We start from the raw sequence: 22,304 nt of genomic DNA on the forward strand, positions 1-22,304 counted from the left end.
TCTGACGCAAAATATAATGTAGTCTTGCAAGCTTATTTTGCCTGGCGTACCATGTAGGTACATGATTGAAAGAGGGAATCGACAGCCATACAGGTCTCTCGGAACTCGCATAAAGCGGCTCAGGGAGTATAGACACCAAACACTTCTAGAGGTGTCGGGCGCGGTTGAGATAGAGCCAGAGGTTTTACGAAAAATTGAGCAAGGTGCTCAACGGCCATCAGAGGATGTGCTACTACTGCTAATAAGCTTTTTTGCTATGGCAGAAGATGAGGCATTGAAACTTTGGGAGCTGGCCAAGTACGATCAGCAAAACATGCCAGAAGGGTTTGGCGCAGAAGAAGATGCTGCTAAGACGCCGGTAGCAGTTGCCGCTTCCGATGCACGTATAAATTATACCGATATGGTTCACGTAACCGTTAATAATTACGGTGTTGTGTTAAATTTTATGCAAGGTAACGGGCCTGGGAATCAGCCAATTATTGTATCTAGAGTTGGCATGAGCAAAGAACATGCGCGCAGTGTTTTAGACGTCTTGCAAAAAACCATGCAAGCTAGTGAACCAAAACAGTTGCCATCTTCTGAATCAACAGAGGACAGCCAGACAAAAAACTGATATACCTAGCAATTTGTTAGAAGGGTTCTTCTGATGTGCCTTATGCTCTTAAAGAAGTGGCTTCGGACTACGCTTGTATGTTAGAATCTTTCTATGGCATATAAGGACATTGAGGATAGCAGGGCAGCCATCAGACGCCATTACTATGAAAACAAAGAGAAATACTTAGCAAAGAACAAACTTAGACGCCAAAAAATAAAAGAGTATGTGAATAAAATTAAGGCTTCCACTCCATGTGCAGATTGTAAGAATTCCTACCCATATTACGTTATGGATTTTGACCACTTGAGAGACAAGACGACTATAATTAACAACTTTGTGAGAGCCTCGAATTTATCTGGCTTAAAAAAAGAGATAAAAAAGTGCGAAATTGTTTGCGCAAACTGCCATAGAATGAGAACATTTAATCGTATTGAGTAAATTCAGTTTAAGCACCCGTAGCTCAGCGGATTAGAGCACTGGTCTTCGGAACCAGGTGTCGCAGGTTCGAATCCTGCCGGGTGTACCAGGAGAAATATAAGCCACCTTGCAAAAGGTGGTTTTTATTTCTGCTCGATGCTCGAGCCAGGGTTTGAACCGTCAAGCGAGCTTATGCGAGCGGAGGTTCGGCGTATGTGAGTCCGCTGGTCAGCGGACGAACGAAGAAGCCCATCTTTGATGGGCGCTATCCTGCCGCCCGCCTATCTGACCGAGTCTCCTGTCTTTCTGACAAGAAGGCCAGGCAGGACGGACAGGGGTGTACCAATCAAAGAGTCTATGCTTGGCATGGACTCTTTGATAGCCTGTTTAGTGCTTAGTTTTTAGTAAGTAAAAATGATAGAATTAAACTAATGGAGCAATCACCCTGCAAAGAGGATAAATTATGGAGCGGAGCAGATAATATAGTTTCTGCATTTGAAGCAGATGGTGAACCTTACGATGTGCCCCTTGTTTCATACCTGAATGGCCATGAGAAGGTGGTAGTGAAAAATGACCCAGCATTGATAAAGGTCTTTGGCGAAGAAACGGTCGCAATGTACGAGCGACTACTGGCTGAAGCCGAGTAAATTTGTTTGAATTTCGTTTATTACCATGTACCATCCTTCGTCGCTCTCCTTTGATGGAGAGCCATGAAGGATTTTTATTACTCGAGGATCATAATAACCGAAACTAAACGTCGGGATGGAACGAACTTGGTATATCTGGAGTATACTTATGGCAACTATTATGAGCATTGAGTATTTAGAGAATCTTGTAAAAGAAGCCCATCAAGCCGGCAAATCTATAGAAGGTTCGGCAGATGCAAGTGAGTTGGCGCACCTTGCCTCATTAGCCAAAACGCCAAATGTATCGAAAGTGGGCGAGGTGGGTTTTATTGCCGGTTTATCTAGCTACTCGTTCCTTGAGGCAAGCCCAGACGTCAAAGTCTACTCATTCGATATTGGAGAATACGATTACGTTACGCCAGCCAAACAGTTTATAGACCAAACTTTTCCAGACAGGCATGTCCTAACCGTTGGTGATTCGCTAGAAACTCTGCCGCAATTTTACAAAGACAACCCAGCTCTTAATTTTGACATTATATTCGTTGACGGCAGTCATGATTACGAAGTTGTTAAAGCGGATTTACTAAACATGCGAAATTTTGCACATCAAGACACTGTTTTAGTAATAGACGACTTAACACCTTGGAAGCCCTGGGGTGTAGGACCTACCAAGGCTTGGAGCGAAATGATCGACAAGAATATCGTCAGGCAGGATGTACTTTTTAGAGATGGCGAACGTGTGCAGTCTATTGAGCCTCCTGGTGAAAGAAGCTGGGCAGTTGGTGCTTACATCTTTGAGTAAAAGTGATATGTATCAGAAAATAACTCCGTAGAACCAGAGTTTAAGGCTTAGTTTGTGAAGTAAATCACAGACAGGCTTATGTATAAGTGTAGAATATGCAGTAGGAAGGGGGGTTGTCTCAAATGGCTTCAACAAATTCCACCAAGCGCTATTACATCCGTGATAGTGAGACAAATGAGCTCTGGTGCCTAGATTTCAATGGTATCAGCGGCGTATAACCAGATTTAAAACGAACACTCAAAAACAAGCGTGCCCTACAGGGGCACGTTTTTAATTGGCGTAACTAGGCGCGTATACTCATATGTACTTGGGGTATTTTTATAACAGAGGTACAATGACGGAGTGACCGATATGAAGAGTTTTGCGCAAGTTGAGGCATGGCTGGCAACTATCCAGCCTGATATTAGGGCGGTGAATTGGTTCTTTGCACTGGAAGATATGCAAGACTTCATGGCTAATTTGAATAACCCCCAAAATACACCAAAAATTGTCCATGTAGCTGGAACATCTGGCAAGACGTCCACATGTTATTTTTTATCTGAATTATTACAGACGAGCAATCGACGTGTTGGGCTGAGTGTTTCACCGCATGTTGATAGTGTGCGAGAGCGAGTTCAGATTAACAATCAACCGTTGGCTGAACATGAGTTTGTTGAAATGTTCAAAGAATTCGCTTCTTTGCCAGAGGTGCAGAGTATGCAAATTACTTACTTTGGTTTGTTGGTGGCATTTGCATACTGGGTATATGCTCAAAAAAAGGCAGATTATGCTGTTATTGAGGTAGGCATGGGCGGCAGGTTGGATGCTACAAATATTGTGACCAATCCGAACAAGATTTGCGTAATAACAGATATAGGCATGGATCACACGCAATTTTTAGGTGAGGATTTAGCAACCATAGCTGGCGAGAAAGCCGGGATAATTATGCCTGGAGCAGACGTATTTGTGGCTCACCAAAGCAAGGAAGTGATGAACGTATTCAACAAAGTTGCCAAAAAACAAAACGCAGCACTACACATATTGCCCGATAACGTGATAGAAGATTCGCCAGAAGATTTGCCGCCTTTTCAGCGCCGTAACTTTGCACTTGCCAAGTTCACGCATGATTTTATCGTAAAACGTGACAACTTAATCTCTGTTGATACAAACACGCTGAATAAAATTGCTCACACGTCTGTTCCGGCTCGTATGGAAGCCTTTAAGTATCAAGACAAAACAATTATTACCGACGGCTCCCATAATGCTCATAAAATCGGGGCGCTCGTTAGTGGGCTTGAGCAGACTTACCCTGATCAGAAGATGGCAGCAATGGTGAGTTTTGTCGACGGAAAAGATGTGACGCTAAAAGAAAGCTTGCAAGAACTAAAAAAGGTATCAGATAATCTTATCGTTACGATGTTCAAAAAGTCTCAGGACGTACAGCGTGGCCCAATCAGCCCCGACACTATCGCAGAGACCGCAAAATCAGTTGGTTTCAGCTCTGTTACTGTGGTCGAGAACCCTAAGGAAGCCTTTAAACACTTACTTAAACAACCCGAGGAAAGGTTGCTTGTTACGGGGTCGTTCTATTTACTTAACCATGTCAGACCGCTACTCTTAAGTAAGCATGATTAGATTAATTGCGGCAGTAGACAGAAACCTTGGAATCGCCAAACACGGTTTTCAGCCATGGAATATTCCTGCGGACGAACAATACTTTAGGCAACAGACAACAGGCCACGCGGTACTTATGGGCAGTAAAACATACGAAGTAATTGGCAGGCCATTGCCCGATAGACGTAATTTTGTGGCTAGCTTCGATGCGGTTGCTGTAAATGGTGCGGAGGTGGTTAACGACGTTGAAGCATTCTTGAGTAAGCAACAACGCGACATTTGGGTTATAGGCGGAGCATCAATCTACGAACAAGCACTTCCTTATGCCGACGAGCTATATCTTACACACATTGAGGCAGATTTTGGATGTGACAAGTTTTTCCCACAGTTTCAACAACAGTTCATGCTTTTTGATGAACAGCCACCGATGGAAGAAAACGGGTTTATATACAGATATATTGTCTATACGAGCAATCGTTCGGCAGGCGAATAAAAAGCTTTTTCGACAAATGTTTAATCAAAATCAAAGACTCGTTTATAAGAAGTTATTGTCCAAGTGCTTTCTCCTGAAGAAAGTTGTGTACCAAACGTTACCGTACCGGCACCACTCATGTCGACTCGTTGACCAGCCGCAGCACCCACGTTGCCGCTTCCTCGTAGTCTGACAGTACCCCAATAGGAGTGCATAACCATACCTGGCAGTTTAACCGAGCCACCGACCCTAACTGTCTCGAGAGTTTGCGAACTTTTAAGCTCGTTACCGGATAAATCTGTGCAATCAGGGTTACAGCTGGCGTTTGTTCTATAACTAATAAAATGTATACCGGTACCTTGACTGTTAGCGATGAGTTCAGCTCCACCGCCCATATTAATATCGCCATCAACTACTACTACTGGACGTTCGGTGCCAACACTTTCGCTGGCCGTAATTTTTGCCGCTCCGCCAACGTCGAGGTCTCCAGTAATATATACATCACCGGAGATGGTAAGGTCGCAGCTGTTGTCAGCGTTTACGTTACCATTTAATTGAAGGTTAGCCGGCCAAGTACGCTCAAACCCATTTGGACTTTGCCACTGGCTGCAGTTATAATCAATATCACTTGCATTGGCGGTCGTTGTCATAGAATCAATATGATTTTGACGATTATATGTTGGTGGGCTAACTGAAGGTGCCGTGCATCCTGCAATGAGTCCGTCTCCTCCATCGCCTGGTAGTATGTTTCCCCCTGATCTAGGCCCAGTACTAACCTGGTTAGTAGCGCAAACCGAACCATAGATATAAGTGCTCATTGAAAGGCTAATTGGCTCACCGCTTGTACAAAGCTCTGGGTAGGATGGCCCAGGTAACGTTCCGGCAGGGCAGGCATAATGAGCAACGTTTACGTTCAGTGGTTGGGATTCAGTACCAATTCTAGCGGCCCCACTTAGATCAATAGTTCCGTTTACGTAGACGTCAGAATTTGTGATGCTTCCACTTCCGCTAAGCACTAATCCCCCCGGACCGGTGTGAACAGAATAACCTTCTGATCCAGTACCGACCACCGTAACTTCTATACGAGCACGGCTCATTGGTTCTGAGGTGTCATTGTACCGATAGACTTCGCCGGTAGAGGTGATTATCTTTGTATTTGTATCGACTGCATCGGTAACGTTTGTTACAAAAGTGCCTCGTCCTTGTGACTGTGAATTAAAGAAGGTTTGCTCGGTTGAATACCCGGTGAAGCTATCGTTTTGGTTGAGCTCATTAACGGAGTTTTCGATGCCGGCTTCGGCTACTAATACCGCGTTAGCGGAGTATACTTTGCGGTTAGCAATATTGGCATGTGTAGCCGAGAAGCTTAAAAGCGACAAGCCAACAATCGACATAAACACCAGTAACCCGAGTAAGCCAAGTAGTATAATTCCGCCATTTTGGTTGGCCGTTGTTTTATTTGTTTGACTAATCATTTCTAAATACCATCCTCGTTTTATACTCAACTTCTATATCTTGTCCGTATGCTTGATCCGAGGATACTACAGTAAGTTCGATTGAGCGGGCATCCGGCGGGCTAACTTCTTGGTCGTTCTCATTAAGGTAGCGAACCGAAAATAAAGACACATTGTTTAGCATCTTTTTATCGGCTGGGCAGGATGAACTTACCCCTGACTCAGGGCAGGAGGTCGTGGCGGCATTATCAGAAACCGGTGAAGCAAGTGTTCGCTTATATAGAGTGCCATTATCTGTAAAGTAGATGACATTGTTCTTCTCGCTAATATATTCTGCCGGATCAGCAAATATTATGTCTCCGCTGTTATCAAGGGCTGCCGTTGCTAATATGAGCGTGTCGGTACTTGATTGCCAGCTATATTCGTCAGGGGCACCAGGGGCATTTTCATCAGGCCATCGGTTTTGCTCCTCGGCACTTGCCGCCAGGCGAATATCCTCTTGCGCGACAGTCAGCGCGAGTTGAGACTCGTATAAAATATTGGCTTTAGCTTGTGCTGTTGTGTATTGCCGCATAGTTGTAATAGCGAACATAGAAATAGCAACGGTAACGATTGCCAGAACCGCAACCGTTAAAGTGACCTCCAAAAGCGTGTTTCCAGATTGGTTATGGAGTAGTTTTCTCATTGCGTGATCCCGATTGCCCCGATTATGGAGCTGAGTCGTACCTCACGCTGCTCAGGGCCATTATTATAAGATACTGTCACATTAACCCGTCGTAACCCTGGGCTAGGTTCGCTTACTTCGACCGTTCCGGTGTTTGGTTCTGGTAGGTCATTTGGTAGCTCACTCGTGAAATCAATAGTTTCATCCGGCTCCAGATTGTTATAGTGGATGTTTCGTAAGGACTCAATCTTAAGTTCTGCCGCATGGCGAGCGCTTTCTAGATCTTCGGCGCGCCTTTGCATACCCTGGATACCCATAAACAGGCTAATGATACTACCTGCTGCAAAGCTGAACACCGCTACAACAATTAGTAGTTCTATAAGAGAAAATCCGAACTGGTTGGTGAGTTTCTTCATGCTTATGGTTCATTATATAGCATGTGTAAGCTGAGTACAGACCTACGTTAAAAATGCAAAACCAGATGCAGGACGCTTGATAACCTAGTACAATAGCTGTATGTCAAATCACAAACTGCTCATATTGGTAGCGGCTCTTGCGTTAGCGTTTGTTTTGAGAGAAGTAATTATAATATTATTTGTGGCATTCTTGCTAACAACCGCTTTTTTACCGGTTGTACAATGGCTTAAACAAAAACGTATACCACGCGGTCTATCCTCTATAATTCTAATTGTAGCGTTAGTCGTAATTCCTATAGCCCTATTGTTTAGTGTCGGTCCGGCGCTTGCTGATGAAGGACGCGAATTATTTAATAGAGCACCGAAAATAGTCGACGAAGTAGACTCTTTGCTTAGTGCAGAAATTGGTATCGAAGTCCGGAATAGAGTTGTTGACCGCAGCGAACAGATGATAGCTGATGCGTTTACTGCTACTGGATCAGCTGTACGAGTCATCATCGGGATCGTGTTAGTACCTGTTTTAGCGGTTTATTGGCTGACGTACTACAGGCAAGCTAAGGTTGGATTGATTAATTTTATCGGCGCCGGCGAGAAAGGCCGTAGGCAGTTTGCAAGCGATAGTTTTGAGGCGGTAGAGGCTCGGCTTGGTTCTTGGGTTAAAGGTCAATTGTTAGTGAGCTTTGCGGTTGGCTTATTGACATGGGTTGTGTTGCTAATTTTGGGAGTGCCATACGCTGGAGTGTTAGCATTAATTGCGGCCTTCTTAGAGATTATTCCTACACTTGGCCCTATACTTGCAGCCGTACCAGCGTTATTAATTGCGCTCACTATAGATACCAGCTTATTTTTTATCGTGTTGATTGCCTATGTAGTTATCCAGCAGGTTGAAAGCTATATAATTTCACCACGTGTTTTAGGCCAGTCGGTCAAAATGAACCCTTTTGCGGTGCTTTTATCGGTTATTGTTGGTACCAATTTACTTGGGATTATTGGGGCGCTACTGGCTGTTCCTGCGGTTATTACCGGCCAAGAAATTTATCGCGTTTACGTTAAAGAACGCGATAAGCTACAGACTTAGTTAGTAGCCCAGTTTTTCTACAAAACTTCCGACATTGCTAGCCATAGGATAATTATAGCAAGACACAAATATACCGAAATGATAGGCGGTTTTCTTGATGGAGGGCCATCTGGGACTCGAACCCAGGACACCCTGCTTAAGAGGCAGGTGCTCTAACCAGCTGAGCTAATGGCCCGGTAGTAGACTTTCATTTACTCCACACTAGTGCGGAGTAGGCTTTTGCCTGGCAAAAGCTAATGAAAGCTCACTACCGGGCTGGCCCTTGTATTCTACAGGCGTAGACATGATGTAACGTATCACAAAATGTAACAAGGAAACTTTAGCAGGTTACCTCTGTTATTGCAAGTGGAATGTTGGTATACTATGGACTAATGAAACTTCTAGACGGTAAAGAACTCGCCGGTTTTATAAAAGAACGTCAGGCGAAACAAGTAAGGGAACTAAGGCAATCGCACGTGGTTGAGCCTAAGCTAGCCATTGTTCAGTGCAAGGATGATCCGGTCATCAACACCTATGTGCGGCTTAAAAAGCAGTATGGTACCGATATTCAAGTAGAGGTTGAGGTACACAATGTAGCCCAAGATAAAGTTCAAGATGTGCTACAGAAGCTTAACGAAGACATCTCGATTCACGGCATTATTGTCCAGCTGCCGTTAGCAGACACAGATCAAACAGAAGAGGTGGTGAACCTGGTTGCCTCAGAAAAAGACGTAGATGCGCTTGGAAACCCTCTTGCAGCGTGGCTACCAGGAACCACGCACTCTGGGCGGCAGGGCGAGGCGGTGCGTGGTTCCTGGTTTACGCCTGCGACGCCAATGGCGATTATGTGGTTATTGGCAGGTTATAACATTGACCTCCGTGGCAAAAAAGTGTTGCTAGTTGGCCGTGGCCGCTTGGTAGGTGCGCCTCTAGAGCGAATCTTAAAAGACTCTGACATAGACGTTTCGTCTGCAGACAGAGAAACAAAAAAGCTTAACGTGTTAACTATTAATGCAGATGTCATTATTACCGCGACTGGTAGCCCGGCAATTTTATACCCGGACATGATAAAACAAGGAGCAGTGGTGGTAGATGCAGGCGTGGCCGGTGAAGACGGAAAAACCGTTGGTGATTTACACCCGAGCGTGTATGAACGCGATGACTTAACCGTAACGCCAGCCAAAGGCGGCGTTGGCCCGCTGACTGTCTGTGCCTTATTTGACAATGTAATCCGCGCCGCTCGACAATCAGCTGAGAGTAAATAAGATGAGTATAGATCCACAATTGTACTCGGAGTTAAAGCGAGAGATACTAGATGCTAGAGTTCTAGAGGCAGGAGAGATGGTTGCCGCAAATGGTCAGTTAATAGGACAGAAATTGGAATTTGATAATGTCGACCAACATTCAGACCTTTTTTATAAAATTGTCGCTGGTCTTGTTGAACTTGCGAGTTCACATGATCCAGATATCTTGATTCCTGTACCTGAGGGTGCCAACGCTTATGTAAAAGCTATGAGCGAACAGATGGGGAATCTTGAGTTTGTTCAGCTGAGAAAGCCAGAAGTCGAAACCGAACCTTTCGCACTACAGTCTCAACGGATAGGTCAGTTAATATTGCGTAACAAAGAAAAACCGTTTTTGGTAGATGATGTGTTTAGAACTGGAAGCCAGCTTAAAAGAGTCATGGCAATGCCCGAGATGCAAGGCAAAGAAATTGCTGCTGGAGTTATTTGGCGTCGAGACGATCCAGATCAAACTAAGCGGAATACACTCAAGGTTTATTCGTTAATCCACGAGTATGTACCTGATTTTGCAGAAAGGTTAGAATGACCAAGATTGGTGTGTTTGATTCAGGGGTAGGAGGACAGGCAGTAGTGGACGCTATCAAGCGTTCTATACCCGATGCCGATGTTGTGTATGCAGATGACAAGGCCAATGTGCCGTATGGTAATAAAACTCCGGAGGAGTTAAAACAACTTGTTTTGCCAATACTTAACATGTTAAGTAAACAGGGATGTGATGCCATTGTTGTCGCTTGCAATAGTGTAACCACTACGATAATCAGTGATTTACGTCAAAAAATCAGCACTCCCCTGATTGGCATGGAGCCGATGGTAAAACCTGCAGCCGCTACAACCGAAACTGGCATGATAGCAGTCTGCGCTACGCCAGCCACACTCAAGAGCACCCGCTACGCGTGGCTGAAACAGCAGTATGCGGACGGTGTTGAAGTTTTAGAACCGGACTGCAGTGCCTGGCCTTACATGATCGAGTCCAAGCAGATAGATCACAACAAGATTCGCAGCCGCATTGCAGACGTGTGTGAGGCTGGTGCCGATGTTATCGTGCTTGGTTGTACGCATTACCACTGGATTGAAAAAGAGATAAAAGACATCGCCAAAGAGTATAAAACGACCGTTATCCAGCCGGAGCAGCCAGTTATAGCTCAGCTTAAGCGAGTTTTAGGACTTCGTCCTTAAATTGTTGACCGCGGTCTTTATAGTCCGAGAACATCCCAAAGCTGGCGCAGCCGGTCGAAAGTAGTACGACATCACCAGGCTTGGCGTATTTATGTGCCGTTTTAACAATAGACTTCATGGTCTTTCCATCATCCACGATGTCCGTAAAGTCGACTGCTTTGAGAGCCTTCTTGATGTCAGGAGCCGTATCACCGATCAGTACCACTTTGCGGACATTGTGATTTTTGACGGTTAACGCCAACTTGTCATAACGGGCACCCTTATCTGATCCGCCCAAAATGACAACTTTTGGTTCGGTGAATGCTTCCATGGCTACGATGGCGGTTTCTGGTGTGGTGCCAAACGAGTCATCGTAATAACTAACTTTGTCGATTTCCTTAACGAGCTCTAATCGGTGTTCCAAACCTGAGAATGTCTGCAGCGCCCAGCGTATCGCGTTGGCGTCCTGGTGAACTTGCCAGACAGTAGTAATTGCTGCACAGACGTTTTGTAGATTGTGTTTGCCCAGTAGCTTGATGTCGTTAATTGAACAAATTGGTCGTTCGTCGATAATTATATTGTTGTCTTTGACGTAAGCACCGGGTGGGTCATAATAAGGTAATTTTTTAGCACGTCCCACGGAAGCAACCGCCTTTGATGTATCATTTTCTGCAAAATAGATTGCTACGTCCCGGGGTTTTTGGTGGGCAAACATCTGTTGCTTTGCGGTTACATATTCTTCCATACTAACGTGCCAATCAAGATGTTCTTCTACTATCATTAACACAACACCGATATGCGGGCTGTGTTTTAGGTCTATGAGCTGAAAGTTGGCAAGCTCCAGCACGACCCAATCTCCTGGGCGAATACCGTCTTTTAAAAGTGCTAATGGCGGTATACCGATATTCCCGCCCAAGTGAACACGTATTCCGGCAGCGTCTAGCATCTTGGCGATTAGAGTACTGGTTGTACCTTTGCCTTTGGTGCCAGTCACGCCGATTATATTGCGGCTAGGGCATATCTTAAAGAACTCGTTGGTAACAGTAGTTACTTTATCTAGTATGTCGGGGTGTTTAGGGTTGGCTTTTTGAATGTCGCTTGGGTGTAGAGCTGGTGTGCGTACCAACAAATCAAATTTATCTAAGTTTTTTAGATAATCTTTACCCAGTTGTGATTTAGTGCCTTTTGGCACCTTAGTCTTTGTACTGCGGTCGCAAATTGTCAGTTTATTGTCGCCTTGATTCCAATACTCGTAAGCGGATTGGCCTTGTCCGGCAAATCCTAAAATTGCGATGTTCATGCGTATAAGTATCCGGTATCAACGCTGAAGTATCAAGCTTTAGCTTGCAAGTTGTTGTTTGACGAGCTCTGCCACTTGTCGCGGCGTCATGTCGGCTTTTAGGATTACGGCGCTAACGCCCAGCTCTTTTACTTTGGCCGGAAGCTCTTGTTCGCCCATATTGGTTAAGATAACAACCTTGATGTCCTTACCCCAGTCAGTAGCCCGTAATTGCTGCAACATTTCGTCACCAGTCATCTCTGGCATCATTAGGTCAAGCAAGATAATATCAGGCTTCATGTTCTCGGCTAATTCCAAGCCAAGCTTGCCGTTTTCGGCTGTTTCTACCTCATAACCCTCGGCCTCGAACTTGATGCGGTACATCTGCGATATAGCTAGATCGTCCTCAATAATTGCAACTTTTGTCATACTCTCATCCTACGACAAAACCTAGCTTAAAGACAACTTTACCGCATTGGTGTGTTTAGTATTTCATGGGCGATTTCAACCACCTGTCCAGGGGTGTAGTGGGCTTTTACGACGTATCTATCGACTCCCAAAAAGCCTAGATTGGACGGAGCTTCATCGCGGCTGATATTAGTCAGCACAATAACTCGGATGTTTGCCCCCCAATCTTCTTGACGCAGCTTTTCTAGCATGTCATCACCGCTCATAACCGGCATACGCAGGTCTAATAAAATAAGATTGGGCTCAAACTCCTTGATAACCGACAAGCCTTCTTTGCCGTTGTGAGCAACACTTACCTCAAAGCCAGAATTTTCCAGCTTCATGGCATACATTGCTGCTAGGGCATGCTCGTCTTCTATAACAACTACTTTACGCATTTGCATATTTGTGGAATTGTTCTATTATTGACTTTTTTAATCACCTCTGATAGTATAGCAACGTTCTTTAGCAGACAAAACGACGTTACGGGTTGCCCACACGGCAGTCTGTGACGTCGTTTTTTGTTTTCAAAATAGTTAGAGAATTTATAGAACAGCGGATTTTAATGACAGAGCACGAATTACAATCACAAGAATTACAGGAACACCAAGACGCACAAGAGACCACTCAGCAGCATGGTTTCATTGACAAGGTTAAAAGTTCTTTTAATACAAAAAAAGCAGCCGTTATTTTGGCTGCAGGATTAACTGCTGGTGGAGCGCACGCAGCCTATGATACTGAGCCAGTCGGCAACGTGATCGATGATGCAATTGAAACAGTAGACAGCTTTAGTATTCCATTAACGCTAGATGTGGATCCTGAGCTTCCAGGTACCATGGTAGATATAAACGAAGGCTTACGAGATGTAGCCACCCCATATTTTATAGGCGCAGCTGGCTTAACTTTAGCATTAGTAGGCTATGCTCGCATGTCAGAGCGAGGCGCAGCCATGCAGACAATTTCACAATCTAACTCTTCTGGTAACGCGAAAAGATTATTACTTCCGGCACTTCTTATGGCGAGCGTAGGAACGGGTAGCTCGTTAGCTAGTGATAGTGCTGAGGCGGCCGTTAGACCCGTGAAGGCGATTGAGCAAAATATTGAATCTAATCTTGGCACAGATGTTTCAGACATGTATATGCCTTTTGTCCAGCATGAGCGTCAAGTAATAAATAATCATGGAGGGATATCAGAAACTGCCGTGGATGATTTGGTTGAAAAGCACGGGAGCTCTAATGTAGTGCCACTTCGTGTAGCTCTGGGTAGCATCAGACCCCTTAATGGCGGCGTTGAGCCCCCTAGTGCTGCTATCGTTACCGCGCCCTCCGAAATTATTAGCCAGATAGGTTCGCTTGAAACTACCGGAGACCTGCCAGGAGTTATAGTTGGCGAGCAACTTCGAGCAAACATAGGTGATATTGTTGAAGTAGACGGTAAGAACTTCGAGGTTACAGATATTAGTTCTGAGCCAGGTGGTATTGGCCGTGTGACTGTTTACGGTTCCAACGAAGACCTAGAAGGTATCTTTCCTGAAGAGACGTATTCAGCAGTACTGGTAAACAATAATATCAGCGATGAAGTCAGTAATGAGTTCGAAGAAAACAATATTCAACATTCTGAGACGACACTCGAAGATCTATACGATGAGTATGAAAGGTTTTTTCTAGGCACAATATCTTCATCTCAAATGGATAACTTACTTAAATTAAGTCTTGTTGCAGCTGCCGGCGTAACATACGCAGCAGTAAATAGGGGTGGTCAAAATAGAAATAGGGATGCATCGCTTTACTTCCAAGGTACATCGTTAAATTCGCTCAATACATCTATTCTCTACACGACATATGCTGATAGCATCAAGGCTGCTGCCTTGGCAGCGCCCTTGGGAATTGTTATGAAAGCTATGACAGCACGTGCTCAGTTTGGTTTTGAGTTAGATGCATCACCGAAAGACCTAGGAACCGGACTATTGGTTGGTCAGATCGTAATGTTTGCTGGATTTATGGCAGGTGAACGTCGTCAAACTCATAAAAACGTCAAAGCAGATAATCTAAGGGTTCAAGTGTAATGAGTAGCGAACATCTTCACATAGAACTAGAAAATATCCATGTCCATATCCCAGAAGAACGTACTGGAATGCAACGCCTTTTATTGCGGGGACCTGAATATGGGCAGCATGTACTGAGGGGCGTTGACCTAGAGATAGAAGCCGTGCCCGGCACTTATACTGCTATAGAGGGTCCATCTGGTTCTGGTAAGACAACATTGTTAACCACAATCTTAGGAGGACTACCCGGCAATCAAGATCGACCTACTGAGGGTCGCGTGCTCTGGGATGGGTTCGATATATACGATATGAAACCAGTAGAGCGTAGCGAGGCTTTACGTCGTGTTGGTTTTATACCGCAAACTTTTCTGCCAATGAGGGGGCTTACTATAGCGGAAAGAGTAACACTGCCGTATCGTCTAGAGTCAAGATATGAGCGAAGGGCTGCCAATAAGACAACAAATAAAAAAGTCGCAGATGTTTTAGATGAGGTGGGCTTAGAGAAACTACCAACAAGTTCAAACGCTAATCTATCAAACGGAGAGATGCGAAGAATGGCATTCGCCTCTGCATTGTTGGGATCAGAGGTAGAAATGTTGCTTGCTGATGAGCCTACAGCTGGGCTGAACGGCTCTTCAAAAGACGGTATAAATAATCTTATGAGTCGGCTAAATGACGAGGGTATGCCAATGGTGTTTATTACACACGAGCAACACCAGGCAAAGACAACTGTAGACATACAGGATGGTAGGGTTGTGGGTAGGCATGATACTCCCGTGCGAGGTAAATATAGCGATAGCGCTGAAGATTCAGGAGTTGCATCATGAGTGAGAAGATTGATGTAAGTAGACAGGTTGGGGTGGGGCGCGATGAACTATGGATGCCCGACCATACGCTAAGTTATGATATAGACCGTAGCTATATGCTACTCGAAAAACTTGAACGCGTTGCTGGTGCGGTAGGTGACAGTATATGCCAGGCAGAGATTGACCAAAGTCTTGAGTTTGCAGAAAATGCAGTTAAACAATTTACTGAGTATAAAAAAGGCGGTAAAGTTGACGAGCGTCGTGGGCACACTTTCTTAATTCCTGTAACCGTGTCGGAAACAGAAGAAGCCCCCGGTGAGTCATACGAAGAAATTAAAACAGCTTTGCCGATGCTGCATTATGTTGATGCGATGACTCGGCATAGAACATTACTCAGCTTGCCGCCTTGTGAAGTGGGTAGGTATGAGCCATTTGAAGGTTCTGAAGTTAGCGGTATTGCCATGTACACGCCAATAACCGCCGAAATCGCAAACCAAAATGATCGACGTCAGGCTTTAAAAATAGCTAGGAATATTGTTAACGAGACGGTTGACTTCGCAGCGACTTACCATGGCTCTGATGTAGTAGGTTTAGGCGGAGTAATACCTGCCTTTACTCGTTTCGGCAAAAAGATAGACGTAGATGTAGAGACAACAACTGGTCATGCAGGTACGGTGCGTATGATTGCAGAAACTGTAGATATATCCAAAGAAGTCTTCAATATAGATGAGTCGAACAGCCTTTCACTTATAGGCTGCGGGTCAATAGGTAGTGCATTTGCTGAATATATGCTTGAGTCGCAACCCGGTACAAACCTACATGTCTACGACGATGACCGTGATACGCAACAGAGAATGGTACGTAAGCTTAGGGATATGTTTGGAGAAGAGCGGGTTGTACCCGCAGACAACATTAAACAGGCAATAGAAGCCTCTATCGTGACGGTTAGCGCCGTCATTGGTTCACTGGCTGAAAACGAAGGCTATGACGAAGTTGATTTTTATAGAAGAGTTTTGATTGATGACAGCCATCCACCAAGCGTCTCCCGTAACGATATTGAAAATAGAGGCGGGAATGTTATGTGGGTGATTGGTGATGGTGCCGGGATTATTAAGCGATTGCCTGTCCGTGAAGATATGCCTTCAGTGAAATTTTGCGGAGGCAAGGTAGCGCTAGAGTCTGATGTATGGGGTTGTGAAGCTGAAGTTGGGGCGCTAGCTGCTACCAGGGCTTTTGGTGCTATAAATAGTCCAGTAACTTCCGAAGATGTTCATGCAGTAGGCAGGGCTTTCAAAGAGCTAAGTATAGGACCTTCAGCTCCACAAAGCTTTGGACGTCTGATCAATCCAAAAGTCTTATCTAGCAAATAGCATAAGTATTTTGGCATTTTGCATTACAATATCAAGTGATGCAGTACTTGCTATATACGGTCGCAGTAGTTAACTTTTTGTTAAGCCTCATTGTTATCGCGAATGCACCATCTTCTCGTGTAAACCGCTACTTTGGGTTTTTCGCATTGCTTGGTTCTTTCTGGTCTCTTGGTACTGCCCTTCTGCTTTACACTCCCGGGCAAGCAGCGGTCACAGTTGGTCAGTTTTTATTTTTCGCTGCACCTTTAGGGACTAGCTATTTTATATTACTGTTCTCGATGGTTTTTCCGTATAGCAAGCATCTTTCAACACTACGCAAAGGGGCACTAGCTGTTTACCCGCTACTGCTGGGGATTATTTATTTAGGAAACAGCGATTTTTTCATCACTAGTACAGTTGCGGCTCCAGTTAATCAGGTGGCCGTAAGCCCTTACGGGTATTCTCTTTATGCTGCATTCTTTTTTGTATATCTGGGTGTTGCACCAGCCTATTTATTACGAGTTTATATGAACAAAACACTCCACTTTGCCCTAAGAAGCCAGACTATTTATGCAACTGTGGCAATTTCGTTAACCTCGGTAGTGTCTGCCTTTACTAACCTAATCATTCCGATATTAGGGGACACTACGTACATATGGGCGGGGCCTCTTACAGGTCTGCCGTTTATGTTTTTGATAAGTCGAGCAATTATACGGCACAAACTCTTTAATATAAGGGTTGTTGTGGCACGCACATTAGGTTATGCATTCTCTTTCCTTGTACTTGCTGCTGGTTATTTCTCCATCTCACACTTCATATCCAGTGAGCTTAGAGCTCGTTTTGAGGGTCAATCAGCAGAAGCTTTACTGTCGTTACTTCTGCTGATAGGCACAGTATTACTGTTCCAACCTCTAAAAAGCCGTTTTGATAGACTGACAAATAAAATTTTCTACCAAGATGCGTATGATCCGCAGGAGTTTTTGAGCGAGCTGAATAAACTCTTGGTCGAGACGGTAGATATCGAAAGCCTGCTGGTTGGCAGCTCAGAAATCATAAAGCGCAACATTAAGGCAGAGTACTGCTCGTTTGTAATACGCGAGACCTCGTATTTTGAGCAGCGTACCATTGGCGCAGAATCCAAGAAGTTTAGTGCGGAAAGTACAAAAATTATCCGCGAGACAATGCCAAGTATGCATCGCAAAATTGTCGTCACTGATGAGCTGGACGAAGGTAATGCCGAGCTTGCTGAAGTATTACGTGAACACGATATTGCCGTGGTGGTAAGGTTGGTTACAACTTTAGAGTATGACGTTGGCGGTCTTGGATACATGCTGCTTGGTGTTAAGAAAAGTGGCAACCCATATACATCCCAGGACATGCACGTGCTAGAGATCATCGGTAACGAGCTGGTGATTAGTGCTCAGAATGCGCTACGGTTTGAAGAAATTGAGAACTTTAACATCACGCTACAAAACAAGGTAGATGATGCTACAAAGCGCTTGCGCCAAACCAACGAAAAGCTCAAAAAAATGGACGAAACCAAAGACGAATTTATCAGCATGGCCTCGCACCAGTTGCGTACACCGCTTACCAGCGTGAAGGGGTATATCAGTATGGTTATGGAAGGTGATGCCGGCAAGATTAACGATCAGCAACACAAGCTGCTTGACCAGGCATTTATTAGCTCGCAGCGCATGGTGTTTTTGATTGCAGACCTGCTTAACGTATCGCGGCTTAAGACCGGCAAGTTTGTAATAGAACCCAAGCGTATTAATCTGGCAGATGTTATTGAGGGCGAGGTGCGTCAGTTGCAAGAGACAGCTGTCTCACGCAAGCTAGAGCTAGTCTATGACAAGCCAGAAAATTTCCCTGACCTAATGCTGGACGATACTAAAATTAGGCAGGTGATTATGAACTTTATAGACAACGCCATTTACTACACACCATTTGATGGGCGTATAGACGTTGAGCTGAAGGAGAAGCCGCAGACCATCGAGTTCACTGTCAGCGATAACGGCATAGGCGTACCAAAGAGCGAGCAACACAAACTGTTTGGCAAGTTTTATCGGGCGGGTAATGCCCGCAAGGCACGGCCGGACGGCACTGGCCTGGGTCTGTTTATGGCTAAGAAAATCATTATTGCCCAGGGCGGCACCATAATATTCAAGAGCACCGAGGGTAAAGGTAGCGTATTTGGCTTTACGTTCCCTAAAGATAAGCTAGAGGTGGCCGGACAGATTGAAGTAACCGACGACGGTGAAGACGACTCCTAACGGCCTATAAGAGTGATTTATAGGACGATTCTGGCAGGAGTGATAACAGATGAGCATAAGCGAATTGCCACAGAGGTAGAATAATGGTGTTGTATATTGACAAAATACGCCTTTTGTAGTAGAATTGAAGCATCCTAGTTTATGGGTGTGAGGAACTAATCCCGTAACCGGACATTTAAAGAAGGTGGAGATAGAGCGGCAACAGAGGTAGTTTATACGTCTCAGGGCTGCTTTTTTACACTTTTTGAGGAGTTCGGGAGTCCATAACCTATGGGTTCATTTACAAGTCAGATCATTACAGTCTATAATCCTGCAATTCATGCCGTAACAGACTGCTTCTGAACAAAGTTCAGAACACCTCTGTTACTCTTTGGACGCTACGGCGTTGCTGGACTGTGGTGCGTCCTCATCGTACGTTTGTACGATTCCGGTCGCTCCTCGTCCGCGCCTTGTATCGCCCTAAAGCATGAAATGCAGGAAACTCCGGGATGTCAATATGTTGACATCTGGAGTGTTCCGTAAGGAGAGGCGCACTATCATGAGTGCGGGCCGTCTAATACTAGCCGCCAGGGGTCGTACCCTGTTGCTAGCAGTTGGCGGTCCGTGCTCATTGGTGTTGAAGCTAGTAGGTTGAGTAACTTCGGTTGCTCCCAGTAAGCTCCGCCTTACCTGACACGGAACAGTGACTACAGTAAACCCTAAAAACAACACAGATTAAGACCTTTTTGCTTTTGAGCACAGCACTTTGTTTGTCGACCTCGACAATCAGGGTGCTGTGTTCAAACCCCAAGAGGGGGTATGAGCAACAAGTCGATGGCGACATCGACCTTGCTTGCTCATACGAGCGTCAAAGGAAGATTTAGCTGTCGACTTGTTGTGGGCAATCCCACAGCCTGGTGAGGCCATAGGCCAATCTAGCTCCTACCCCCTCATATCGAGGAAGGAGAGTCATGACAAATTACGACGATGCAGTCGCTGCCCTCAAGGGTTATGGCGATGACTACAAGAAAGAGGGTGACGAGCTCAGTTCACAGATTACCGATCTGAATGCAACTGATGCTGCCCTCACAGAAGGCTTCATCGGTGCTCAGTACAGCATCGATCAGCAGCGCACCGCCGCACATGAAGAGCTCGAACGCCGCAAGGCGCACAATGCTCGAATCAAGGCGGCACTTGCGCAGGCAAGAAGCGGAAGTTCGTCTGTCGAGGAACCAGACGGTAAGGAGGAGGTCGACACCGATCTGCTCTACAGCCGTGAGGACCTCGCCGTCATGAGCAACGGTCAACTTGATCAGCTCCTGAACGCGTGGGAAATTCCGGTTCCAGACGACAACAAGCTGCGTGACGGCACGGTCGACAAGATCGATGCCATCGTTGCCGCCCAGAGCAAGTACTGCGCCGAAGAGGATGTCGAGGATCCGAACGCCGATGAGCCCCCCGCAAGGGAGGATCCGCCGGCAGAAGTTCCCCCAGCATCCAGCTCCAGGCCGCATCAGCGAGTCGTGAGAGCCACCACTACCCAGTGGAACGGCACTTCGAGTCGCATCAAGGTGTGGTTTTTGGCCGTCTTGGTTGGTGTTGTGATCTTCGTGATCATGAACACGCATCTCGATACCATTCTCGGATGGGCTCGCGGTGACGATGGATGGACGGAGAACAGCTTCGTGCAGTTCCTGCTCGTTTGGGTTCCGACCCTCTTGGGCGGATACTGGGCTTGGGTCTTCGGAGAGGAGAAGTTCGCCTCGGAGGAGGAATCTTCCTAGCTCTTGTATGACGGGCACGAACGGGCGCGCGGAATGCCACACACTGGTCGTGTGAGAGAGTTCATTCTCTCTGCGTCCACTACTTTCAGTTCAAACACGGGCTGCTCCGCCCACCTACCCACCTTTTTAGGAGGTGATGCAAAATGGAGCGCATCAAGCAACACAAGGGAGGGGCAGCTATCACGGTTGTCTTCGCCTTGCTCGTCGGATTTGTTTTCGCCTTTGGCGGAAGCAATGACGACGACTCTTCGGCATCTGCCGATGAGTCTCCGACCACGACCACCACAGAGGCGGTCGAAGAGACCACCACCACGACCGAGGCCGAGTGCCCGACATGGGAACTTGAGCAGCGGTCCAGTCTGGATGCGGAAGGTAACGAGACTCACCGGATTGCACCGGAGGAGATCGAGGCCATCCGTACCGCCTCCAACGAGGAAGAAGCCCGCATCGGGGCGCACGACTGGGTGCAGTGGATCCGTACGGATCCCGAGCTCCTGGCTGGCAACCTGATGCTTTTCCTCGACCGCGAGGTAGACCCGAACAGCCTCTTCGATGAGGAAGGGTGTGCCACGCAGGAGGCCGAGGTGCTCATTTCAGAGCTGGAAACGGCTATCGCCATGTCGGCCGTCCGTCCGGATGAGGCTCCCGCTGAGGGATTCAATTCCGGTGTGGATGAGCACGGCAACGTGGTCGTCTCGGCAGATCCGGGTGTGCGTGGTGACAGGACGGCGATCCTGATCGAACTTCCTAACGGAAAGAAGATCTGGGTCATGTCACGTTGCGGTAACCCCGTGACGACCGCCAAACCACCGCTCCCGGAGGGTCCGACGGACAACCCGCCGCCGGATGATGATGGTAAGGATCATAACAAGTCGCCGGCTTCCGACGACCGAAACGATCCGGATGAACGGGTTCGTCCCAACATCCCAGTGGAGGAGCGTCCCGATACGGTGATTCGTCCCGAGCCTGAGCCCGGAACAACCACCACGACGCAGCCTCCGCCTCCAACCACGCTTCCAGAGGATCCTCCCGAGGTCTCGGATCCGCCCCCACCGCCACCGGAACTACCGGAGGATATCAGGGAACGAGATTCGACCAATGAGGAGCCCGAGGAGGTTTGCGAAACAGATGCGATGGGATTCCCCGTCGATAGCTGCTAGCAGTCCGTGGCGATAAAAGCACCTGTCAGTGCTTGTGGATGCGAAAGCGTTCGCTAATAAATCTGACAGCAGGTTGCTGGTTAAGCCGCTCGTGTAAGACGAGAAAAACCAGATCGCTGTTTGAAACGGTAATATGTAGTCACATCGCGGTGTGAAATCTGATAGTTGGTAGCTTCGGCTTCCACCAGTGCTTTCACGCACAATCAGATTTCACCCGCTTTACCCCATTTTTATAACTTGTAATGATCTGATTTGACTGTACATTAACAACTAGAAAGGTTAAGCATAATCATAGCTTAATCATGACATTGACCCCGTAGGAAATCTGGCGAGTGCTAAAATACTCACATGTATTTCTATACGTATGTTTTAAGAAGTAAAAAAGATGGGAAACTCTACACGGGCGTTACTCGCCAGTTACAGAAGCGCCTATCTGAGCACAATTCTGGACTTACTCGATCCACAAAGGGTCGCGGTCCATTTGAACTAATATACTTCGAAGGCTGCATGATAGAGGAAGCGGCGTTCATCCGTGAGAAACAGTTAAAGTCTGGACACGGAAAAAGATATCTGAAAAACAGACTAGGAGCTTCTTATTTCTGACGGGGTTGACAATTTGAAACTCTTG

The 22,304-nt window shown here is 46.2% G+C and carries 22 protein-coding genes and 2 tRNA genes; 17 read left to right on the forward strand and 7 right to left on the reverse strand.

From position 1 onward, the window contains the following. The first annotated feature begins 61 nt into the window (after positions 1-61). The 6 genes from U5K77_02815 to U5K77_02840 all read left to right on the forward strand — a co-directional run bounded on the left by U5K77_02815 (position 62) and on the right by U5K77_02840 (position 4,526). Positions 62-613 carry a helix-turn-helix domain-containing protein gene (locus U5K77_02815; GenBank protein ID MDZ7744667.1) on the forward strand — a complete coding sequence of 184 codons (552 nt, stop codon included), beginning with the start codon at positions 62-64 and terminating at the stop codon, positions 611-613. Between the two features lie 431 nt (positions 614-1,044). Next, positions 1,045-1,121, forward strand: a tRNA-Arg gene (locus tag U5K77_02820). A gap of 322 nt (positions 1,122-1,443) precedes the next feature. Then, positions 1,444-1,659, forward strand: a complete 216-nt coding sequence (locus U5K77_02825; GenBank protein MDZ7744668.1) for a hypothetical protein — start codon at positions 1,444-1,446, stop codon at positions 1,657-1,659. 148 nt (positions 1,660-1,807) lie between these two features. Then, a complete protein-coding gene (locus tag U5K77_02830) occupies positions 1,808-2,440 on the forward strand; it encodes a class I SAM-dependent methyltransferase (GenBank protein ID MDZ7744669.1) in 633 nt (210 codons plus the stop codon). Positions 2,441-2,791: 351 nt separating this feature from the next. Then, positions 2,792-4,054, forward strand: a complete 1,263-nt coding sequence (locus U5K77_02835; GenBank protein ID MDZ7744670.1) for a Mur ligase family protein — start codon at positions 2,792-2,794, stop codon at positions 4,052-4,054. Then, positions 4,047-4,526, forward strand: coding sequence for a dihydrofolate reductase (locus U5K77_02840; GenBank protein MDZ7744671.1), 480 nt, complete (start codon positions 4,047-4,049; stop codon positions 4,524-4,526). Before U5K77_02835 ends, U5K77_02840 begins: the two co-directional genes overlap by 8 nt. Positions 4,527-4,546: 20 nt before the next feature. Here U5K77_02840 and U5K77_02845 read toward each other — a convergent pair whose 3' ends face one another. The 3 genes from U5K77_02845 to U5K77_02855 are packed head-to-tail and all read right to left on the reverse strand — an operon-like array spanning position 4,547 to position 7,039. After that, on the reverse strand, positions 4,547-5,980 hold the full coding sequence (locus U5K77_02845) for a hypothetical protein (protein ID MDZ7744672.1): 1,434 nt from the start codon (positions 5,978-5,980) through the stop codon (positions 4,547-4,549). Further along, entirely contained in the window at positions 5,973-6,644 is a 672-nt protein-coding gene (locus tag U5K77_02850; protein ID MDZ7744673.1) for a hypothetical protein, read from the reverse strand. The genes U5K77_02845 and U5K77_02850 overlap by 8 nt, the downstream gene beginning before the upstream one ends. Continuing rightward, positions 6,641-7,039, reverse strand: coding sequence for a prepilin-type N-terminal cleavage/methylation domain-containing protein (locus U5K77_02855; GenBank protein ID MDZ7744674.1), 399 nt, complete (start codon positions 7,037-7,039; stop codon positions 6,641-6,643). The genes U5K77_02850 and U5K77_02855 overlap by 4 nt, the downstream gene beginning before the upstream one ends. 100 nt (positions 7,040-7,139) lie before the next feature. Here U5K77_02855 and U5K77_02860 point away from each other — a divergent pair, with 100 nt between their 5' ends. Next, positions 7,140-8,117 carry an AI-2E family transporter gene (locus U5K77_02860; GenBank protein MDZ7744675.1) on the forward strand — a complete coding sequence of 326 codons (978 nt, stop codon included), beginning with the start codon at positions 7,140-7,142 and terminating at the stop codon, positions 8,115-8,117. A 98-nt stretch (positions 8,118-8,215) separates the two neighbouring features. Here U5K77_02860 and U5K77_02865 read toward each other — a convergent pair. Next, positions 8,216-8,292: transfer RNA gene (locus tag U5K77_02865), tRNA-Lys, on the reverse strand. Between the two features lie 196 nt (positions 8,293-8,488). Between U5K77_02865 and U5K77_02870 the strand changes: the two genes are divergently transcribed. Genes U5K77_02870 through murI form a run of 3 tightly spaced genes read left to right on the forward strand, consistent with a single transcriptional unit; the run spans position 8,489 to position 10,576 of the window. Beyond that, positions 8,489-9,361: a bifunctional 5,10-methylenetetrahydrofolate dehydrogenase/5,10-methenyltetrahydrofolate cyclohydrolase gene (locus tag U5K77_02870; protein ID MDZ7744676.1), complete on the forward strand. Its 873-nt coding sequence runs from the start codon at positions 8,489-8,491 to the stop codon at positions 9,359-9,361. 1 nt (position 9,362) lies between these two features. Then, on the forward strand, positions 9,363-9,926 hold the full coding sequence (locus U5K77_02875) for a phosphoribosyltransferase (GenBank protein MDZ7744677.1): 564 nt from the start codon (positions 9,363-9,365) through the stop codon (positions 9,924-9,926). Continuing rightward, positions 9,923-10,576, forward strand: a complete 654-nt coding sequence (gene murI, locus U5K77_02880) for a glutamate racemase (GenBank protein ID MDZ7744678.1) — start codon at positions 9,923-9,925, stop codon at positions 10,574-10,576. The genes U5K77_02875 and murI overlap by 4 nt, the downstream gene beginning before the upstream one ends. On the opposite strand, the gene murD is transcribed toward murI, so the two are convergent. The 3 genes from murD to U5K77_02895 are packed head-to-tail and all read right to left on the reverse strand — an operon-like array spanning position 10,548 to position 12,685. Then, positions 10,548-11,855 (reverse strand): UDP-N-acetylmuramoyl-L-alanine--D-glutamate ligase, encoded by a 1,308-nt coding sequence (gene murD, locus U5K77_02885; protein ID MDZ7744679.1) that lies wholly within the window; start codon positions 11,853-11,855, stop codon positions 10,548-10,550. The two genes, murI and murD, sit on opposite strands and share 29 nt — an antisense overlap. 39 nt (positions 11,856-11,894) lie before the next feature. Beyond that, positions 11,895-12,263 carry a response regulator gene (locus tag U5K77_02890; protein ID MDZ7744680.1) on the reverse strand — a complete coding sequence of 123 codons (369 nt, stop codon included), beginning with the start codon at positions 12,261-12,263 and terminating at the stop codon, positions 11,895-11,897. A 38-nt stretch (positions 12,264-12,301) separates the two neighbouring features. Then, a complete protein-coding gene (locus U5K77_02895; GenBank protein MDZ7744681.1) occupies positions 12,302-12,685 on the reverse strand; it encodes a response regulator in 384 nt (127 codons plus the stop codon). Positions 12,686-12,846: 161 nt separating this feature from the next. Between U5K77_02895 and U5K77_02900 the strand changes: the two genes are divergently transcribed. The 7 genes from U5K77_02900 to U5K77_02930 all read left to right on the forward strand — a co-directional run bounded on the left by U5K77_02900 (position 12,847) and on the right by U5K77_02930 (position 22,279). Then, positions 12,847-14,346, forward strand: coding sequence for a hypothetical protein (locus tag U5K77_02900; GenBank protein ID MDZ7744682.1), 1,500 nt, complete (start codon positions 12,847-12,849; stop codon positions 14,344-14,346). Then, the gene (locus tag U5K77_02905; GenBank protein MDZ7744683.1) at positions 14,346-15,152 is read left to right on the forward strand and encodes an ATP-binding cassette domain-containing protein; all 807 of its coding nucleotides are present in this window, start codon (positions 14,346-14,348) and stop codon (positions 15,150-15,152) included. The genes U5K77_02900 and U5K77_02905 overlap by 1 nt, the downstream gene beginning before the upstream one ends. Continuing rightward, positions 15,149-16,501, forward strand: a complete 1,353-nt coding sequence (locus U5K77_02910; GenBank protein ID MDZ7744684.1) for a hypothetical protein — start codon at positions 15,149-15,151, stop codon at positions 16,499-16,501. The genes U5K77_02905 and U5K77_02910 overlap by 4 nt, the downstream gene beginning before the upstream one ends. Before the next feature lie 506 nt (positions 16,502-17,007). Further along, positions 17,008-18,753 carry a HAMP domain-containing sensor histidine kinase gene (locus U5K77_02915; GenBank protein ID MDZ7744685.1) on the forward strand — a complete coding sequence of 582 codons (1,746 nt, stop codon included), beginning with the start codon at positions 17,008-17,010 and terminating at the stop codon, positions 18,751-18,753. Between the two features lie 950 nt (positions 18,754-19,703). Beyond that, entirely contained in the window at positions 19,704-20,516 is an 813-nt protein-coding gene (locus tag U5K77_02920) for a hypothetical protein (protein ID MDZ7744686.1), read from the forward strand. 143 nt (positions 20,517-20,659) lie between these two features. Next, positions 20,660-21,676 (forward strand): hypothetical protein, encoded by a 1,017-nt coding sequence (locus U5K77_02925; GenBank protein MDZ7744687.1) that lies wholly within the window; start codon positions 20,660-20,662, stop codon positions 21,674-21,676. A gap of 348 nt (positions 21,677-22,024) precedes the next feature. Beyond that, positions 22,025-22,279, forward strand: a complete 255-nt coding sequence (locus U5K77_02930) for a GIY-YIG nuclease family protein (GenBank protein ID MDZ7744688.1) — start codon at positions 22,025-22,027, stop codon at positions 22,277-22,279. Positions 22,280-22,304: the final 25 nt, after the last annotated feature.

The organism is Candidatus Saccharibacteria bacterium (assembly GCA_034521515.1).
In the GTDB taxonomy this organism is placed as follows: domain Bacteria; phylum Patescibacteriota; class Saccharimonadia; order Saccharimonadales; family JAXHMH01; genus JAXHMH01.

Bases quoted from the DNA above. Each gene is read 5' to 3' on its own strand.
- U5K77_02815 (MDZ7744667.1), top strand. From the start codon at position 62: ATGATTGAAAGAGGGAATCGACAGCCATACAGGTCTCTCGGAACTCGC.
- U5K77_02825 (MDZ7744668.1), top strand. From the start codon at position 1,444: ATGGAGCAATCACCCTGCAAAGAGGATAAATTATGGAGCGGAGCAGAT.
- U5K77_02830 (MDZ7744669.1), top strand. From the start codon at position 1,808: ATGGCAACTATTATGAGCATTGAGTATTTAGAGAATCTTGTAAAAGAA.
- U5K77_02835 (MDZ7744670.1), top strand. From the start codon at position 2,792: ATGAAGAGTTTTGCGCAAGTTGAGGCATGGCTGGCAACTATCCAGCCT.
- U5K77_02840 (MDZ7744671.1), top strand. From the start codon at position 4,047: ATGATTAGATTAATTGCGGCAGTAGACAGAAACCTTGGAATCGCCAAA.
- U5K77_02845 (MDZ7744672.1), bottom strand. From the start codon at position 5,980: ATGATTAGTCAAACAAATAAAACAACGGCCAACCAAAATGGCGGAATT.
- U5K77_02850 (MDZ7744673.1), bottom strand. From the start codon at position 6,644: ATGAGAAAACTACTCCATAACCAATCTGGAAACACGCTTTTGGAGGTC.
- U5K77_02855 (MDZ7744674.1), bottom strand. From the start codon at position 7,039: ATGAAGAAACTCACCAACCAGTTCGGATTTTCTCTTATAGAACTACTA.
- U5K77_02860 (MDZ7744675.1), top strand. From the start codon at position 7,140: ATGTCAAATCACAAACTGCTCATATTGGTAGCGGCTCTTGCGTTAGCG.
- U5K77_02870 (MDZ7744676.1), top strand. From the start codon at position 8,489: ATGAAACTTCTAGACGGTAAAGAACTCGCCGGTTTTATAAAAGAACGT.
- U5K77_02875 (MDZ7744677.1), top strand. From the start codon at position 9,363: ATGAGTATAGATCCACAATTGTACTCGGAGTTAAAGCGAGAGATACTA.
- murI (MDZ7744678.1), top strand. From the start codon at position 9,923: ATGACCAAGATTGGTGTGTTTGATTCAGGGGTAGGAGGACAGGCAGTA.
- murD (MDZ7744679.1), bottom strand. From the start codon at position 11,855: ATGAACATCGCAATTTTAGGATTTGCCGGACAAGGCCAATCCGCTTAC.
- U5K77_02890 (MDZ7744680.1), bottom strand. From the start codon at position 12,263: ATGACAAAAGTTGCAATTATTGAGGACGATCTAGCTATATCGCAGATG.
- U5K77_02895 (MDZ7744681.1), bottom strand. From the start codon at position 12,685: ATGCAAATGCGTAAAGTAGTTGTTATAGAAGACGAGCATGCCCTAGCA.
- U5K77_02900 (MDZ7744682.1), top strand. From the start codon at position 12,847: ATGACAGAGCACGAATTACAATCACAAGAATTACAGGAACACCAAGAC.
- U5K77_02905 (MDZ7744683.1), top strand. From the start codon at position 14,346: ATGAGTAGCGAACATCTTCACATAGAACTAGAAAATATCCATGTCCAT.
- U5K77_02910 (MDZ7744684.1), top strand. From the start codon at position 15,149: ATGAGTGAGAAGATTGATGTAAGTAGACAGGTTGGGGTGGGGCGCGAT.
- U5K77_02915 (MDZ7744685.1), top strand. From the start codon at position 17,008: ATGAACAAAACACTCCACTTTGCCCTAAGAAGCCAGACTATTTATGCA.
- U5K77_02920 (MDZ7744686.1), top strand. From the start codon at position 19,704: ATGACAAATTACGACGATGCAGTCGCTGCCCTCAAGGGTTATGGCGAT.
- U5K77_02925 (MDZ7744687.1), top strand. From the start codon at position 20,660: ATGGAGCGCATCAAGCAACACAAGGGAGGGGCAGCTATCACGGTTGTC.
- U5K77_02930 (MDZ7744688.1), top strand. From the start codon at position 22,025: ATGTATTTCTATACGTATGTTTTAAGAAGTAAAAAAGATGGGAAACTC.